The organism is Usitatibacter palustris, from assembly GCF_013003985.1.
GTDB classification, from domain to species: Bacteria; Pseudomonadota; Gammaproteobacteria; order Burkholderiales; family Usitatibacteraceae; genus Usitatibacter; species Usitatibacter palustris.
Map to the genome: position 1 here is coordinate 3,505,087 of NZ_CP053073.1, position 16,823 is coordinate 3,521,909.

Sequence of the window (16,823 nt, forward strand, 5' to 3'; positions counted from 1 at the left end):
CCATGAGACAACAAACCTCCCTCGCACTCGCCGCCGTCGGTGTGGCTGCAGTCGCCGCAACCGCGGGCTACTGGTTCGCCACGCAGCGCATGTCCCACGACACGGCCACGCCGCCCGCCATCGCGGAGGGCAAGAAGCCGCTCTACTGGCACGACCCGATGTATCCGCAGCAGAGGTTCGACAAGCCGGGCAAGTCGCCCTTCATGGACATGATGCTCGTACCCGTCTACGCGGACGCGAGTGGTGACACGTCTTCAGTGACCGTCAGCTCGCGCATGTCCCAGAACCTCGGCGTGCGGACGGCCGAAGTGACGCAGGGCGTGCTCGAAAACACGGTCGAGGCCGTGGGTGCGGTCGCGTTCGACGAACGCGCTGTTGCGTTGGTGCAGGCGCGCGTCAATGGCTACGTCGAGCGTCTCTTCGTGCGCGCGCCGCTCGATCCGGTCGTGAAGGGACAGCCGCTCGCGGAAATCCTCGCGCCCGAATGGGTCGCGGCGCAGGAGGAATATCTTGCGCTTCGCGCCAGTGACCATGCTTCTCCCGCGCTCGTCGCGGCCGCTCGGCAGCGCCTCGACCTGCTCGGCATGGCACCCGAGACGATCGCCGCGATCGAAACGGGTGGCAAGACACGCGCGCGCATCACGCTCACCGCGCCGATCTCGGGCGTCGTGGGCGAGCTCGGCGTGCGCGAGGGAATGACGGTCGCGCCCGGCCTCATGCTGTTTCGCCTCAACGGGCTCTCCACCGTGTGGATCAACGCCGAGGTGCCGGAGACGCAGGCGTCCTGGGTGAAGCCCGGCGAATCCGTCGTCGCCACCGTGCCCGCGTATCCGGGCGAATCGTTCAAGGGAACCGTCACCGCATTGCTTCCCGAAGTGAACGCCGCGACCCGCACGCTCAAGGCGCGCATCGAAGCGGCCAACCCGCAAGGGCGCCTCAAGCCCGGCATGTACGCGACCGTGAATTTCACGCCGCAGGCAAAGCGCGAAGTGCTGATGGTGCCCAGCGAAGCGGTCATCCGGACCGGAACGCGCAACGTCGTGGTCGTCGCGGAGGCCGGGCAGGACGGACAGCAGCGCTTCAAGCCGGTCGATGTGGAAACCGGCGCGGAAGCGAAAGGGATGACGGAGATCCGCAAGGGCCTGGAGCGCGGAACGAAGATCGTCGTCTCGGGACAGTTCCTGATCGATTCCGAAGCGAATCTGAAAGCGTCGGGCGCGCGGCTCGGCGATGCCCCGGCGGCCGACACGCATCCCGGTGAAGGCCGCGTCGAAAGGATCGGCAAGGATTCCGTGACGCTTTCGCACGGCCCGCTGCCGACATTGAAGATGGGCGCGATGACCATGGACTTCGCCACGCCCAAAGGTGTTCCCGCCAACGTGAAGGAAGGCTCTCTCGTGAGCTTCTCGCTGCGGCAGACACACACGGGAGGGCTCGAGGTCGCGACGATCGTGCCCAGGGAGACGAAGAAGTGATCGCGCACCTGATCCGCTGGTCGATCGTCAACCGCTTCCTCGTCCTGCTCGCGACGGCGCTCGCCACCGCATGGGGCGTGTGGGCGGTTGTGCGCGCGCCGCTCGATGCGATCCCCGATCTGTCCGACGTGCAGGTGATCATCCGCACGACTTACCCGGGACAGGCGCCGCAGATCGTCGAGGACCAGGTGACCTATCCGCTCACCACGACGATGCTCTCGGTGCCGGGCGTGAAGACGGTGCGCGGCTACTCGTTCTTCGGCGACTCGTTCGTGTACGTGCTCTTCGGCGACGGGACCGATCTCTACTGGGCGCGCTCGCGCGTGCTCGAGTACCTGAACCAGGCGCAGTCGCGCCTTCCCGCCGGCGCACGCGCGTCACTCGGGCCCGATGCGACGGGCGTGGGCTGGGTCTACGAGTACGCGCTCGTCGATCGCTCGGGCCGGCATGACCTCGCGCAGTTGCGGGCACTGCAGGACTGGTTCCTCAAGTACGAATTGAAGACCGTGGCCAATGTTGCCGAGGTCGCGAGCGTCGGCGGCATGGTGAAGCAATACCAAGTGGTGCTCGATCCGGACCGGCTGCGCGCGCACGGCATCTCGCATGCGAAGGTCGTCGCGGCCATTCGCGGCGCCAACCAGGAAAGCGGCGGCTCGGTGCTCGAGCTGGGCGAAGCCGAGTACATGGTCCGGTCGAGCGGATACCTGAAGACGCTCGACGATTTCCGCTCGATCCCGATCACGGTGAGCGACGGCGGCGTGCCGGTCCTGCTGGGCAACGTCGCCACCATCCAGGTCGGCCCCGAGATGCGCCGCGGCATCGCCGAGCTCGACGGCGAAGGCGAGGTCGCCGGCGGCATCATCGTGATGCGCTCCGGGAAGAACGCCCTCGAGACCATCGATGCGGTGAAGGCGAAGCTCGCGGCGCTCAAGCCCGGCCTGCCGGCGGGCGTGGAGATCGTCCCGACCTACGATCGCTCGGACCTGATCAAGCGCTCGGTGCGCAATCTCGGCGAGAAGCTCGTCGAGGAATTCATCGTCGTGGCGATCGTGTGCTTCGCGTTCCTCTTCCACATGCGCTCGGCGTTCGTCGCGATCGTGTCGCTGCCGCTGGGCGTGCTCATCGCCTTCATCGTCATGCATTACCAGGGCGTGAACGCGAACATCATGTCGCTCGGCGGCATCGCGATCGCCATCGGCGCGATGGTCGACGCGGCCGTCGTGATGATCGAGAACGCGCACAAGCACATCGAGGCGTGGCGGCACGAACATCCGGGCACGGTGCTCGAGGGCGAAGCGCAGTGGCGCGTCATTGGCGAAGCCGCGGTGGAAGTGGGGCCGGCGCTGTTCTTCTGCCTGCTCATCATCACGCTCTCGTTCATCCCGGTCTTCACGCTCGAAGCGCAGGAAGGCCGGCTGTTCTCGCCGCTCGCCTACACCAAGACCTACGCGATGGCGGCGGCGGCCGGACTCTCGGTGACGTTGATCCCGGTGTTGATGGGCTACCTCATCCGCGGACGCATTCCCGACGAGCGCACCAATCCGCTCAACCGCTGGCTCATCGCCGTTTACCAGCCGCTCCTGGAACGCGTGCTCGAGCACCCGAAGACCACGCTCGCCGTGGCCCTCGTCATCCTCGCCGCGACCTGGTTCCCGGCATCGCGCACGGGCGGTGAGTTCATGCCGCCGCTCGACGAGGGCGACCTGCTGTACATGCCCTCGGCGCTGCCCGGTCTCTCGGCGGGCAAGGCGGCGGAGATCCTCCAGCAGACCGACCGCCTCATCAAGCAGGTGCCCGAGGTCGCGCGCGTCTTCGGCAAGATCGGCCGCGCCGAGACCGCCACCGATCCCGCGCCGCTCGAGATGGTGGAAACCACGATCCAGTTCAAGCCGCGCAGCGAATGGCGTCCGGGCATGACGACGGAGAAGCTCATCGACGAGCTCGATCGCACGGTGAAGATCCCGGGCCTCGCGAACATCTGGATCCCGCCGATTCGCAACCGCATCGACATGCTCGCCACCGGCATCAAGAGTCCGGTCGGGATCAAGGTCGCGGGACAGGACCTCGCCGAGATCGACCGCATCGCCGGCGAGATCGAGCGCGCGGTGAAGGACGTGCCCGGCGTGACCTCCGCGCTCGCCGAGCGATTGTCGGGCGGCCGCTACATCGACGTGAAGGTGGATCGCCAGGCGGCCGCGCGCTACGGCATGAACGTGAGCGATGTGCAGGGCGTGGTGTCCGCGGCGATCGGCGGCGAGACCATCGGCGAAACCGTCGAGGGCCTGCAGCGCTTTCCGATCAGCGTTCGCTATCCGCGGGAAGTGCGCGATTCCGTCGAGAAGATCCGCAACCTTCCCGTAGTCACCGAGCGCGGCGCACAGATCACGCTCGCGACCGTGGCGGAGATCCGCGTCACCGACGGCCCGCCGATGTTGAAGAGCGAGAACGCGCGGCTCTCGGGCTGGGTCTATATCGACATCCGCGGGCGCGACCTGCGATCGGTGGTCCAGGACATGCAGCGCGCGGTGGCCGACAAGGTGAAGCCATCGCCGGGCTACTCGATCTCATGGTCGGGGCAGTTCGAGTACCTGGAGCGCGCAACCCAGCGCATGAAGATCGTGGTCCCGTTCACGCTCGCGATCATCTTCGTGCTGCTCTACCTCACGTTCGGCCGCTTCGACGAGGCGCTGCTCATCCTCGCCACACTTCCGTTCGCGCTGGTCGGCGGGTTCTGGCTGCTGTACCTGCTCGGCTACTCGATGTCGATCGCGACCGCGGTCGGGTTCATCGCGCTCGCCGGCGTGGCGGCCGAATTCGGGGTCGTGATGCTGCTCTACCTCACGCATGCCTGGGAGCGCCGTTGCGCCGAGGGCCGCACTTCGGATGCCGATCTCATCGAGGCCATTCGCGAAGGCGCCGTCCTGCGCGTGCGCCCCAAGGCCATGACGGTGGCCGTGATCCTCGCGGGCCTGTTTCCCATCATGTGGGGAACGGGCACGGGCTCGGAGGTGATGCAGCGCATCGCCGCCCCGATGGTCGGGGGCATGATCACCGCGCCGTTGCTGTCGATGTTCGTGCTGCCGGCCGCGTACCTGCTCCTTCGCCGGCGCCGCGTCGCTCAGCGGCAGGAAGGCACGGCGGTCCCGAACACGTAGCGTGAGATCGCCTTCGTCACGGTCGTCCCGTTGAACGTGTACGTGAGCGTCCCCGCCTCGCCCGACGTGAACGAGAGCGTCATCGTCCCGACGGTCGTCGCCGGCGCATTGCCCCAGGGCTGCGCATTGAACGCCGGACCGGTCGTGCGATACAGCGTGCCCGTGTACGAGCCGTTGGACTGCCGCGTGAGTCCCGAGGCGACGAGCCACAGGTCGCGGCCGTCGTTCATGTACGTGTAGAGCAGGACGAAGAGCGTGTTGCCCTGGTGCGCGATGTTGAGGCCCCACCCGGCTTCGGCCGGGTTCCACCAGAGATCCTGGTAGTTCGTGAGCGCGGCGCGCGAGCCCGTACCGGCGGTGCACGTCGGCACCGGCGAGGCGAAGTCATAGCGCGAGATCGACTTCGTGACGGTGGTGCCGTTGAAGGTGTACGTGAGCGTGCCCGCCGCGCCACTGGTGAACGTGAGCGTCATCGTCCCCACCGCGGTCGGCGTGAATGCGCCCCAGGGCTGCGTGTTGAACGCGGGGCCGGTCGTGCGATAGAGCGTTCCGGTGAACGACCCGTTCGGTTGCTGGCGCATGTCGGAAGCGACGAGCCACATGTCGCGCGTATCCGGCGCATACGTGTAGAGCAGCGCGAAGACCGTGGAATCCTGGTGCGCGACGTTGAGGCCCCAGCCCGGCTCGGCGGCGTTCCACCACAGGGCCGAGTAGTTGGCCGCACTCTCGCCGACGAACGTATCGAGGTTGACGGTGGTGTCGTCGAAGCGCGCGGTCTGGATGCGCGTGAGCGTATCGGTGCCGCCCGTGCCCGACGTGGGACGGATCGTGACGACGCCGTTCGATTTCGCGATCGTCCAGTTGGCGCGGGGACCGGGATAGACGGCCGTGTTGTTGCCCAGGCCACCATCGATGGCAGCACTCGGGTCCGAGACCACGCGATGGATCGTGTCGTTGCCCGCGAACGTGCGAATGCGCTTGCTGCCGTTGCGCGTCGGGATCGTGAGGTCGCGCTTGAAATCGGTCGTGAGGTTGATGCGCGTGGCGATGCTCACCATCGCGTAGGGGTCGGGCGCGTTGGGGTTGAACAGTTTCTGGACCGCGAGGAAATTGATCTCGCCCGCCGCGTTGCGATAGGCAATGAACTGCGGCGTGATGTCCGGGCCGATACCCAGGGGCTGTTGGCCGCGCAAGTACTGGTTCACCTTGATTCCCATGGCGCGGAACTCATCGTGCATCGCCGCGTAGAGGCGCCCGGTGCCGTCGTTGACCAGGATGTACTGGCCCTGCTTCGCCGCATCCGTCGTGGAGGAGAACGAGGGGGTGGCCGAATGGAGCATCGTCTCGATGCCACTGCCGTCGAGGTCCACGAAGCGCACGCTGTAGCTGACGATGGAGTCCTTGCTGTACTCGGGCGCCAGCGCGTCGGTCATGTCCTCGAAATTCATGTTGCCGCGGTTGATGAGGACCTGGAACACGGATTTCGCCAGGCCACCGCTCGCCGACCACAGCTCCTGCCCGGCCAGGATGTCGGGCAACCCATCCATGTTGAGGTCCGTGGTCCACAGGCGCGAGGTATGCGTCTTGGAGTACGGATCCCACTGGCTCACGAATCCCGCGTACTCGGGCTTGTCGTTGAAGTAGGGCTGCGGCAGCGTGGTGGGCGGCTGCACGATGGATCCGTTGGCGTAGCGGAACGCATACGTGAGCAGCCGGTTCGAGATGGAATAGGGAATTCCGGGCACCGCGTTGGCACTTCCCGTCACGATCCACGTCTCGTTCGGGTTGCCGGTGAACGGACCGGCGATGACCGACATGCCCAGGCCGCCACCGCCGTTCAACGACGTGCCGCCCAGGGTCGCCACCGTGAACCCCGTGCCGCTCCACGTGTAGACGGGATTGGAACCCGCGCCATTGCCGTTGTTGCCGCTGCCGCCGAAGGACGCGGCGAGAATCGCCTTGCGGCCCTCGAGCGTCACGACCTTCGCGTCGTGGTCCATCACCGCATCGTTGATCGGCAGGCGCGTGAGCGTCCCGCCGGGCCCCGACATCCACGCCACGCTCGACTTCCAGAGGAAGGGGCTTTCGTTGTGCGCCGGGAAGACGAGGTCGTCCATGCCGTCGCCGTTGAAATCCGCGACCAGCACGGAGCCCGCGCCGTTGGTGAGCGTGTTACCGAGCAGCGTGCTCGAAGCATTCGCGAGCATTCCGTTGTCCTGCTGCGCGAACAGCGCGGCGTGCGCCGGAATGACGTCGGGAAGCGTGCTCGTGAAAGAGCCGTTGTAGACCCAGCCGCCGAGCGCGACACCCTCGCGCTGCGCCGCGCCGAGCTTGACCACGCTCCAGAAAGGGCCGATGAGCGCGCGGTTCTGCACGCGTGCCCCATCGATGGCAGTCCACGTTCCCGCGTAGGACATCTTGCCGGCGAGGTCGGCGGTGGACCAGTTGCGAAGGTCGTTGCCCGGGGTCTGGGCCTGCGCGCCGAGCGCAAGGGACACGAGGAAGCCCGCGGCAAGGCCGCAGTGTGCGCGAACAGTCATTTTTATGGGTCCATCTTCGAGACGATGCAAAGCCTATCGTATGCCCTGAGAGTGTCAATCGGCGTGGTAAAATTTCACATCAAACCCCTGCACTCTGCAGCGGGTTTTTTTCTTTCCGAGCATGGACCCGATCTCCGACCGCCCCGCCCGCCTCAAAGCCCTCGCCGACGCCCTCGCGCGCCGCATCCTCGTGCTCGACGGTGCCATGGGCACCATGATCCAGCGCTACAAGCTCTCCGAGGCGCAGTACCGCGGCGCGCGCTTCAAGGATTTCGCCCACGACGTGCGCGGGAACAACGATCTCCTGTCGATCACGCGCCCCGAGGTCATCCGCGAGATCCATTCGCAGTACCTCGAAGCCGGCGCGGACATCCTCGAGACCAACACTTTCAATTCGACGTCGATCTCGCAGGCGGACTATCACCTCGAGGACGTGGTCACGGACCTGAACCTCGCCTCCGCGCGCCTCGCACGCGAAGTGGCCGACGGCTTCACCGCGAAGACGCCGGACAAGCCGCGCTTCGTGGCCGGGGTACTCGGCCCGATGAATCGCACGCTCTCGCTTTCGCCCGACGTGAACGATCCGGGCTTCCGCGCCGTGCACTTCGACCAGGTGAAGGACAACTACAAGGTCGCCACGAAGGCGCTCGTCGAAGGCGGCGTGGACATCATCCTCGTCGAGACGATCTTCGATACGTTGAACTGCAAGGCCGCGCTGTTCGCGATCGATGAGTACTTCGAAGAGTCCGGCATGCGGCTGCCGATCATGATCTCGGGGACGATCACCGACGCCTCCGGGCGCACGCTCTCCGGGCAGACGCCGGAAGCCTTCTGGAATTCCGTGCGCCACGCGAAGCCCCTTTCGGTGGGCTTCAACTGCGCGCTGGGCGCGAAGCAGCTTCGCCCCCACGTCGAAGAGCTTTCGCGCATCGCCGATGTCATGGTCTCGGCGCACCCGAACGCGGGCCTGCCCAACGCGATGGCCGAGTACGACGAGCAGCCCAACGAGACCGCGGATTTCATCCGCGAGTGGGCGCAGGCGGGTTGGCTCAACATCACCGGCGGCTGCTGCGGCACGACCCCGGACCACATCAAGGCGATCGTCGAAGCCGTCGCGCCCTTTGCGCCGCGCGTCATTCCGACGATCGAACCCAAGTTGCGCTTGTCGGGCCTCGAGCCGCTCAACGTCGGCGACGATTCGCTCTTCGTCAACGTGGGTGAGCGCACCAACGTCACGGGGTCGAAAGCCTTCGCGCGGCTGATCCTCTCGGGCGACTACACCGAGGCACTGTCGGTCGCGCGCCAGCAGGTGGAGAACGGCGCGCAGGTGATCGACATCAACATGGACGAGGCGATGCTCGACTCGCAGGCGGCCATGACGAAGTTCGTGAACCTCGTGCAATCCGAGCCCGACATCGCCCGCGTACCGATCATGATGGACAGCTCCAAGTGGAGCGTGATCGAAGCGGGCCTCAAGTGCGCGCAAGGTAAATGCATCGTGAACTCCATCTCGATGAAGGAAGGCGAGGCGGAGTTCCTCAAGCACGCGAAGCTCGCGCGCCGCTACGGTGCGGCGGTCGTCGTGATGGCCTTCGACGAGAAGGGCCAGGCCGACACCCTCGAGCGCAAGACCTCGATCTGCGAACGCAGCTACAAGCTGCTCACGGAGAAGGTCGGCTTCCCGCCCGAGGACATTATCTTCGACGCCAACATCTTCGCCATCGCCACCGGCATCGAGGAGCACAACCGCTACGCGATCGACTACCTCGAGGCGCTCTCGTGGATCCATCGCCACCTGCCGCACGCGCGCACTTCGGGGGGCGTGTCGAATCTTTCGTTCTCCTTCCGCGGCAACGAGCCCGTGCGCGAAGCCATGCACACGGCCTTCCTGTATCACGCCGCGAAGGCCGGCATGACGATGGGCATCGTGAACGCGGGCCAGCTCGGCGTGTATGCCGAGATCCCGCCGGAACTGCTCGAGCGTGTGGAGGATGTGCTGTTCGACCGCCGCAGCGATTCCACCGAGCGCCTGGTCGAGTTTGCCGAGCGCTTCAAGGGCCAGAAGAAGGACGCGGTCGAAGACCTCGCCTGGCGCAAGACCCCGGTGAAGGAGCGGCTCAGCCACGCCCTCGTGAAGGGCATCACCGAGCACATCGTCGCGGACACCGAGGAAGCGCGCCAGCAATATGAGCGCCCCATCCAGGTGATCGAAGGCCCGCTGATGGATGGCATGAATGTCGTGGGCGACCTTTTCGGCTCGGGGAAGATGTTCCTCCCGCAGGTCGTCAAGAGTGCTCGCGTGATGAAGCAAGCCGTCGCGCACCTCATCCCGTACATCGAGGAAGAGAAGCGGCGCCTGGGCACGGCCGACGCGAAGGCCAAGGGCAAGGTCGTCATGGCCACCGTGAAGGGCGACGTGCACGACATCGGCAAGAACATCGTGGGCGTGGTGCTCCAGTGCAACAACTACGAAGTCGTGGATCTGGGTGTGATGGTTCCGGCGCAGAAGATCCTCGACACGGCGATCGAGACGAAGGCCGACATGATCGGCCTCTCGGGCCTCATCACGCCCTCGCTCGAGGAGATGGCGCACTTCGCCAAGGAGATGGAGCGCATCGGCCTCAAGATCCCGCTGCTGATCGGCGGTGCCACGACCTCGCGCACGCACACCGCGGTGAAGATCGAACCCAACTATTCCGGACCGACGGTGTGGGTGCCCGATGCCTCGCGCGCCGTCGGCGTGGCCTCCAGCCTCATGAGCACTGAGGGCGGGCGCGATGCCTACGTGGCCCAGGTGCGCACCGACTACGTGAAGGTCCGCGAGCAGCACGCGAACAAGACCGGGCAGAAGTCGGTGACGATCGAAGCCGCGCGCGCCAACGCCGTGAAGATCGACTGGGGCACCTACGTGCCGCCCAAGCCGCGCCAGCAAGGCGTGATGGCGCTCAAGAACTATCCGATCGAGAAGCTGGTGCCGTTCATCGACTGGGCGCCGTTTTTCCAGTCGTGGGATCTGGCGGGCAAGTATCCGGACATCCTCACCGACCCGGTCGTGGGTGAGGCGGCGACCAACGTGCATCGCGAGGGCCTCGCAATGCTCGACCGCATCGTGAAGGGCCGCTGGCTCACCGCGAGCGGTGTCTTCGGCCTGTGGCCCGCCAACAGCGTGGGCGACGACATCGAGATCTACACCGACGAGAAGCGTGACCACGTGCTGATGACCTGGCACAACCTGCGCCAGCAGAACCAGAAGCCCGCGGGCAATCCCAACCAGTGCCTCGCGGATTTCATCGCGCCCAAGGACTCGGGTGTTGCCGATTACCTCGGCGCGTTCGCCGTCACCGGCGGCCTCGGGATCGAAACGAAGCTCAAGGAATTCGAGAAGAAGAACGACGACTACAGCGCGATCATGTTCAAGGCGATCGCCGACCGCCTCGCCGAAGCCTTCGCCGAGCACCTGCATTTCCTGGTGCGCACGACGTTCTGGGGATACGCCGCGAACGAGAAACTCTCGGGCGACGAACTCATCGCCGAGAAGTACGCCGGCATCCGCCCCGCGCCGGGCTATCCCGCATGCCCCGACCACACCGAGAAGGCCGACCTCTTCCGCCTGCTCGCGGCCGACAAGAACGCCGGCATGACGCTCACGGAGTCGTTCGCGATGCTGCCGACGGCCGCGGTGAGCGGGTTCTATCTGTCGCATCCGGAATCGCGCTACTTCGCGGTCGGCAAGGTGGAGAAGGACCAGGTCGCCGACTACGCGCACCGCAAGGGCATGGACCTCGCGGCCTGCGAGCGCTGGCTGGCACCCAATCTCAACTACTGAACACTTCCATGGCGACGCGCGGGAAGACATGAAGAAGCGACCCGCGCTCAAGCCCGGCTATGCGAAGGGCGATTGCCTGGTGGCCCGGCTTCCCGCGAACGAATCATCCGCGAAGGAACTCTTCGGCGCGGCGTATGTGATCGACGTGGAGCCCGAGTCGGCTAACGTCGTCATCGTGGACCTGGACTATCTTTCGCCGACACCGCCCACGCTCGAGGATTTCGCGCGGCTGCATCCCCTCGTGCTCACCCACCACCAGTGGGAAGGGGACGTCGCGATCACCGTGACGACGCGCGACCCGGCCCTCGACGAGGTCGTCGAGATCACCGGCAACCTCGATCTGCAATGGCCCGGCATCGAGCTCAGGCGCGATCGCGGCATCTGGGCCAACTGGAAGGGCCCGCGCGACGTGGACCTCGACGAGGTCAACAAGGAGGCCGGCACGTTCGACCCCGATTCGCCCGCGCGCTACTTGCGGTATGGCGATTGGGCGCCCGGGCTGCAGGCCACCCTGCAGGCCGAGTGGAACGCAGGGAAACACTGAGTCTCAGCGGCTGAGGAACGGGAGAATCGGGGCCGTCGCCTTTTCCGGCGCGCGGTTGCGCACGAAGGCCACGAACTCCGCGGCGGGCATCGGCCGGCCGACGAAGTAGCCCTGGATACTGTCGCAGCCGAACTCCGTGAGCATCTCGAGCTGCGCCGCGCTCTCCACGCCCTCGGCCGTCACGGATTTTCCGAGTGCGTGCGACATCGCGATGATCGCAACGACGATCGCTTCCGAATCGCGCTTGTAGCCCAGGCCGTCGATGAACACGCGGTCGATCTTGATCGTGTCGATCGGGAAGCGGTTGAGGTAGGCGAGCGACGAGAAGCCCGTTCCGAAGTCGTCGAGCGCGATCTTCACGCCCGAAGCTGAAAGCCCCCGCAGCAGTCCCTCGACGCTGTCCGCATGCTCGATCAGCAAGCCCTCGGTGATTTCTATCTCGAGGCACTCGTGCGGGATCCCGGCGCCATCGGCGGCTTGCTGCACGAGCGCGACGATGCCCACCTTGCGCAACTGGCGCGGCGAAACGTTGACCGACACGCGCTTGACCGGCAGTCCTTCGGCGCGCCAGGCCTTCATTCGCGCGCACGCCTCGTCCAGCGCAAACCGCCCCAACTCATCGATGAATCCGGATTCTTCGGCGACCGGCACGAAGCGCGCCGGGGGAATGGGGCCGTGCTCGGGATGGTTCCAGCGCATGAGCGCTTCCGCGCCGCACACCACGCCGGTGCGCAGGTCGAGCAGCGGCTGGTAGTGCATCGCGATCTCGCCCTTCGTGATGGCCTGGCGCAGGTCGCGATCGAGCATCAGGCGCGAGACCGCTTCCGCGTTCATCGTTTCCTCGAAAAACACCACCGTCGCGCGCCCCGCGGCCTTCGCGCGATACATCGCCGTGTCGGCGTTGCGCAACAGGTCCTCGGCCGTCGTGCCGTCCTCGGGGTAGGCGACGATGCCCACGCTCGCGCTGAGGAACGTGCTCTGGCCGTCGATCTCGAAGGACTCCGAGAGCATGGCGACGATTTCCTCGGCCACGTGGCCAGCGTCCTGCGGATCGTGGACGTTGGTGAGGATGACGGTGAACTCGTCACCGCCCAGGCGCGCGACCGTGTCGCTGTCGCGCACGCATCCCTGGATGCGCCGCCCGGCCTCGGCGAGCACTGCGTCGCCGGCCGTGTGGCCGAGCGTGTCGTTCACGTTCTTGAAGCGGTCGATGTCGATGAACAGCAACGCGAAGCGGCGCTGCTCGCGCTGGCCGCGCGCGATCTCCTGCGTGAGGCGGTCCTTGAGCAGCAGTCGATTGGGCAGGCCCGTGAGCGGATCGAAGTGCGCTTGCTGGTAGAGCTGCTCATCGCGCCACGCGGACGAAACCGCGACCGCCACGCGATCTGCGAAGTCGCGCGCCTGGCGCCGCTCTTCGTCGCCGCCGGAGGTCTCGTCGCGATAGCCCAGCGCGAGCGCCCCGCATGGAACATCGCGCCAGACGATGGGCTGGATGTAGGCGACCTTGAGGCCGCGCTCGGCGAGCACGCCGAGAATGCCGCGCGAGCCGGGCACAAGCGCGACCCAGGCGCCGTCGGGATTGCGTCCGAGCAACTCGTAGTCCTCGGTGCGCAGCGTGGCGCGCGCGTAGGCGAGGCCTTCCGTGGAATTCGTCTCGCTGAAGTAGGAGTGCGCGTGCCCCGGCGCGTCGTGATCGAAAAGCGTCACGCCAATGAAGTGGGCAGGCACGACCGCACGCATGCGCTCGAGCACGGTGCGCACGACCTGCGCGGTGTCCGGCGTGGAAAGAATGAGGCGGTCGATCTCCGAGAGCGCGGTCAGGGCCGCGAACTGCCGGCCCAGCTGCGAGGACATCTGGTTGAACGCCGACGCGAGCTCGCCGAATTCGTCCTGGCGGTCCATCTCGACGCGGCTCTCGAAATCGTTGCGCGAGATTCCGCGCGCGCGCGCGGCGAGCTGCACCACGGGTCCCACGATGCTGCGAGCCTGGCGGATCGTGAGCCAGCCCACGATGAGAAGGGCGAGGAGGACCACGGGAACGTAGATGTGCTGGTACTCGAGCAGGCGCGCGAGCTGGAAACTTTCGGGCTGGCTCGCGACGACCACCCAGTCGGGTGTTTCGAAGGCATAACGCAGGAACTGGGTCCACGCGATGGAGCGCTGGGGCTCGCCGTCGCGCAACCAGCGCGTCGCAAGCAATGCGGAGGGCACCTCCGACGGCGCGGGAACCGTCGCCGCGAGCACGTCGTCGGGGATCTTCGTGGAGCAGAACAACATGACGCGCGACTTTTCTTCGAGTACGCAGAAGTCGGTCTCCGTCGGAAAGAGTTCCGGCTGCCACAGGTACTCCGGAAGGATCTCGGCCACGGCCGCGCCCTCGCCGCCGCGCGTCGTGGGAACGGTGATCGTGACGCGCGCGCCGCCGGTGGCCGGCTTCACGGTGACTACCGACTTGCCCTCCTCGATGCGCTCGCGCACGGCCGGCGCCAGCGGCTCGAGGGGCGGATTGCCGAATACGGCGACGACGCGGCCATCGGGCTCCACCCGGGCAAGCGAGTGCAGGCTGAGCCGCGCGAGGGAGCCGGTGGCCGGCGGCCCGGCACCGCGCCCGGCGGCGGCCGCCGCGACATCGGAGGCGAGCAGCAGCCGCTCGAAGAGCGTCATCGCATAGCCCTTCGCCGTTGCCGCGAGCCGTTGCTCGCCCTGCTGCAGCAGCATGTCGCGTAGCTGCATGAACGACAGCGCCGCGAGCGCGGCGAGCGGCAGGAATGCCGAGACGATGAACAACAGGAACAGGCGCCGCCCCACTCGTCGCGAGACGAACCGGCGAAGGGCGGCGATCACGGGTCGAAGTCGGAAGCCAGCCCGATGAATCCCCCGTCGCGCGCTCTCACGATGTCATCGCGGCTCGCCTTCGCGTTGAGCGGCGCCTGCGACTGGCCGTCCTTGCCCACGCTGTAGAGATCGAAATCGGAATTGAGCGGCTTGAGCTTCTTGTCCTTGCGCGGCTTGCCGTTGCCCTTGCCCGACGAGTAGTCCAGGTACTCATAGGGCCGGCCCCAGGGGTCGAGCTTGCTCGCGAAGCCCACGTCGCCCAGCGACGCCGGGAGATAACCCGCGTCCTGTTCGAAGAGCTTGATCGCCACGGACATGCCGCCGATATCGGCGACTGCGGTTGCCACGCGGACCTTCTCCTTCTGTTTTTCGAAGGCCGGCAGCGCCACCGACACGAGGACGGCGACGATGGCCAGTGCGATCAACAGCTCCAGCGTGGAAAAGCCGGAGCGGCTCCGCATGCCCTGTGGGCCCTTGCTTGTGCTTGCCGCATTCACGTGCGCGCCGTTTCCCTGAGGGGATCTGTCGCTGCCGGATGGGTGGCTACAGCCCCGTTGTTATTCGCCACCATGTTCGACCAGCGAAACGGCCCGCGCAATACCTCAAATCAACGAAACGCGCAGTTAACTACCGTCATACCAATTACAGGTGTAGCAGGAGGCCCGGATCAGGCCGCCTGGCGAACGAAAGGAAGGCCTCGGCCAGCCGTTCGCTCTCCCCGATGGCGAAGCGCCAGTACTTGAGCCGTGCCTCGTAATCGTGCGCAAAACGCTTGAAGTCGCCGCGATCGGGGAGCTTGCCCATCGGCAGCGTGGCCAGGTACTCGCGCGAGGGCGCGACCAGCACGACGTTGTCGAGCCACTCGCCGCGCGCACGGCGCCACGGCATCGGCTTGTCGAGCCACCCCGGAATGATGCGATCGGTGAAATGCGGATAGAGCACCAGCCCCTCGCTGCGGTGATACGGGAGGTGCAGGTGGTAGTCGATGATGCCGCCATCCCAATACGTGCCCTGCGGCGCATCGGGAATTCCCGCCACGCCTTCGAGCACGATCGGAATCGACGCGGAGGCGATCAGTGCCTCGGCGAGATTGCCGCGTACCAACGGCACTGTATGCGTGTGGAATGCGTCGAACCGCTCATCGGTGATGAAGGGCGGGCGTTCGCGCGGATCGTGAAAGAGTGTTCGCTCGATGAAGTGCGAGAGGTGCCGGCGGCCGAGCATGTTCGCCATTGCCGCGACACCAAAACCGAATGGCGTCGCGAACCGCGAATCGCGCTTGAGGAGACCTCGACCGCGCACCGCGAGGATGTGCAATCGATAACCGGGACTGTCGAGGATTTCCTGTTCGCGTCCTTCGAAGAGCTCGCGCAGCAACGCGCGCGCGGAATCCGAAACGAAACGCGCGGAGGGCTTGGGCGGATAGCGTTGCTCCGAGTACCCGCGCGCGAGCGCGGCGAGCACCGGCGCGGGATCGCGGCAACAGGCCGCGGCGAATCGCCATGCGCCGATCGACGAACCGACGAGATGGCGCGTGCGCGGCTTGGCGGGGAGCCATTCGGAAAAGATTGCACGGTCGAGCCCCGCGATCCCGAGTCCCTTGGGTCCGCCGGCCGCTCCGGGAATCACGGCGATGTCGGCGGCATCGAGTCCGTGGGTGCGAATGCGTTCGAGCGCGCGCTTTCCCGCGCGCAACGTGAGTGGGGAGGTCATGGGGCAACTATAATGCGCGAAGGAGGCACTTCCATGATCGACCTGTACTACTGGACCACCCCGAATGGCCACAAGATCACGATGTTCCTGGAGGAAGCGGCGATGCCCTACCGCATCATCCCGGTCAACATCGGCAAGGGCGACCAGTTCCAGGCCGACTTCCTGAAGATCTCCCCCAACAACAAGATGCCCGCGATCGTCGACCACAATCCGGTCGACGGCGGCAAGGCGATCCCGGTCTTCGAATCGGGCGCGATCCTGCTCTACCTCGCGGGCAAGACCGGACAGTTCCTCCCGAAGGATCTGCGCGGCCAGGTCGAGGCGCTCGAGTGGCTCATGTGGCAGATGGGCGGCCTCGGACCGATGCTCGGGCAGAACCACCACTTTGCGCACTACGCGCCGGAGAAGATCCCCTACGCGATCGACCGGTACGTGAAGGAAACGAACCGGCTCTACGGCGTGCTCGACAAGCGCCTCAAGGGCCGCGAATTCATCCTCGGCAAGGGCTACACGATCGCGGACATGGCGGCATACCCATGGATCGTCCCGGATCGCCAGGGACAGGACATCGACGAATTCCCCAACCTCAAGCGCTGGCATGCGGCCATCAAGTCGCGCCCTGCCACCCAGCGCGCGTATGCGAAGGCCAAGGAAGTGAATCCCGCTCCGAAGGGACCTCCCTCGGACGCGGAACGCAAGATCCTCTTCGGCCAGGACCGCAGCGTCATCAAGTGA

9 protein-coding genes are annotated in these 16,823 nt (G+C 66.2%); 5 read left to right on the forward strand and 4 right to left on the reverse strand.

Translation table 11 applies throughout. The features are described from left to right. The first annotated feature begins 2 nt into the window (after positions 1-2). Both DSM104440_RS17070 and DSM104440_RS17075 read left to right on the forward strand, forming a co-directional pair. On the forward strand, positions 3-1,475 hold the full coding sequence (locus DSM104440_RS17070) for an efflux RND transporter periplasmic adaptor subunit (RefSeq protein WP_171164753.1): 1,473 nt from the start codon (positions 3-5) through the stop codon (positions 1,473-1,475). Beyond that, positions 1,472-4,630 carry an efflux RND transporter permease subunit gene (locus tag DSM104440_RS17075; protein WP_171164754.1) on the forward strand — a complete coding sequence of 1,053 codons (3,159 nt, stop codon included), beginning with the start codon at positions 1,472-1,474 and terminating at the stop codon, positions 4,628-4,630. The genes DSM104440_RS17070 and DSM104440_RS17075 overlap by 4 nt, the downstream gene beginning before the upstream one ends. Here DSM104440_RS17075 and DSM104440_RS17080 read toward each other — a convergent pair. Then, a complete protein-coding gene (locus tag DSM104440_RS17080) occupies positions 4,594-7,170 on the reverse strand; it encodes an FG-GAP repeat domain-containing protein (RefSeq protein ID WP_171164756.1) in 2,577 nt (858 codons plus the stop codon). The genes DSM104440_RS17075 and DSM104440_RS17080 overlap by 37 nt on opposite strands. Positions 7,171-7,291: 121 nt before the next feature. On the opposite strand from DSM104440_RS17080, the gene metH reads away from it, so the two are divergent. Next, entirely contained in the window at positions 7,292-10,996 is a 3,705-nt protein-coding gene (metH, locus tag DSM104440_RS17085; RefSeq protein WP_171164758.1) for a methionine synthase, read from the forward strand. A gap of 28 nt (positions 10,997-11,024) precedes the next feature. Then, complete coding sequence (locus tag DSM104440_RS17090; protein WP_171164760.1) at positions 11,025-11,540, forward strand: hypothetical protein; 516 nt, start codon at positions 11,025-11,027, stop codon at positions 11,538-11,540. Positions 11,541-11,543: 3 nt separating this feature from the next. On the opposite strand, the gene DSM104440_RS17095 is transcribed toward DSM104440_RS17090, so the two are convergent. From DSM104440_RS17095 to DSM104440_RS17105, 3 genes are all read right to left on the reverse strand, one after another. Beyond that, positions 11,544-14,384, reverse strand: a complete 2,841-nt coding sequence (locus DSM104440_RS17095) for a putative bifunctional diguanylate cyclase/phosphodiesterase (protein WP_171164762.1) — start codon at positions 14,382-14,384, stop codon at positions 11,544-11,546. Beyond that, positions 14,381-14,836, reverse strand: coding sequence for a type II secretion system protein (locus DSM104440_RS17100; protein ID WP_171164764.1), 456 nt, complete (start codon positions 14,834-14,836; stop codon positions 14,381-14,383). Before DSM104440_RS17100 ends, DSM104440_RS17095 begins: the two co-directional genes overlap by 4 nt. Before the next feature lie 181 nt (positions 14,837-15,017). Next, entirely contained in the window at positions 15,018-16,088 is a 1,071-nt protein-coding gene (locus DSM104440_RS17105; protein ID WP_171164766.1) for a patatin-like phospholipase family protein, read from the reverse strand. A gap of 33 nt (positions 16,089-16,121) precedes the next feature. Here DSM104440_RS17105 and DSM104440_RS17110 point away from each other — a divergent pair, with 33 nt between their 5' ends. Beyond that, the gene (locus tag DSM104440_RS17110) at positions 16,122-16,823 is read left to right on the forward strand and encodes a glutathione binding-like protein (RefSeq protein WP_171164768.1); all 702 of its coding nucleotides are present in this window, start codon (positions 16,122-16,124) and stop codon (positions 16,821-16,823) included.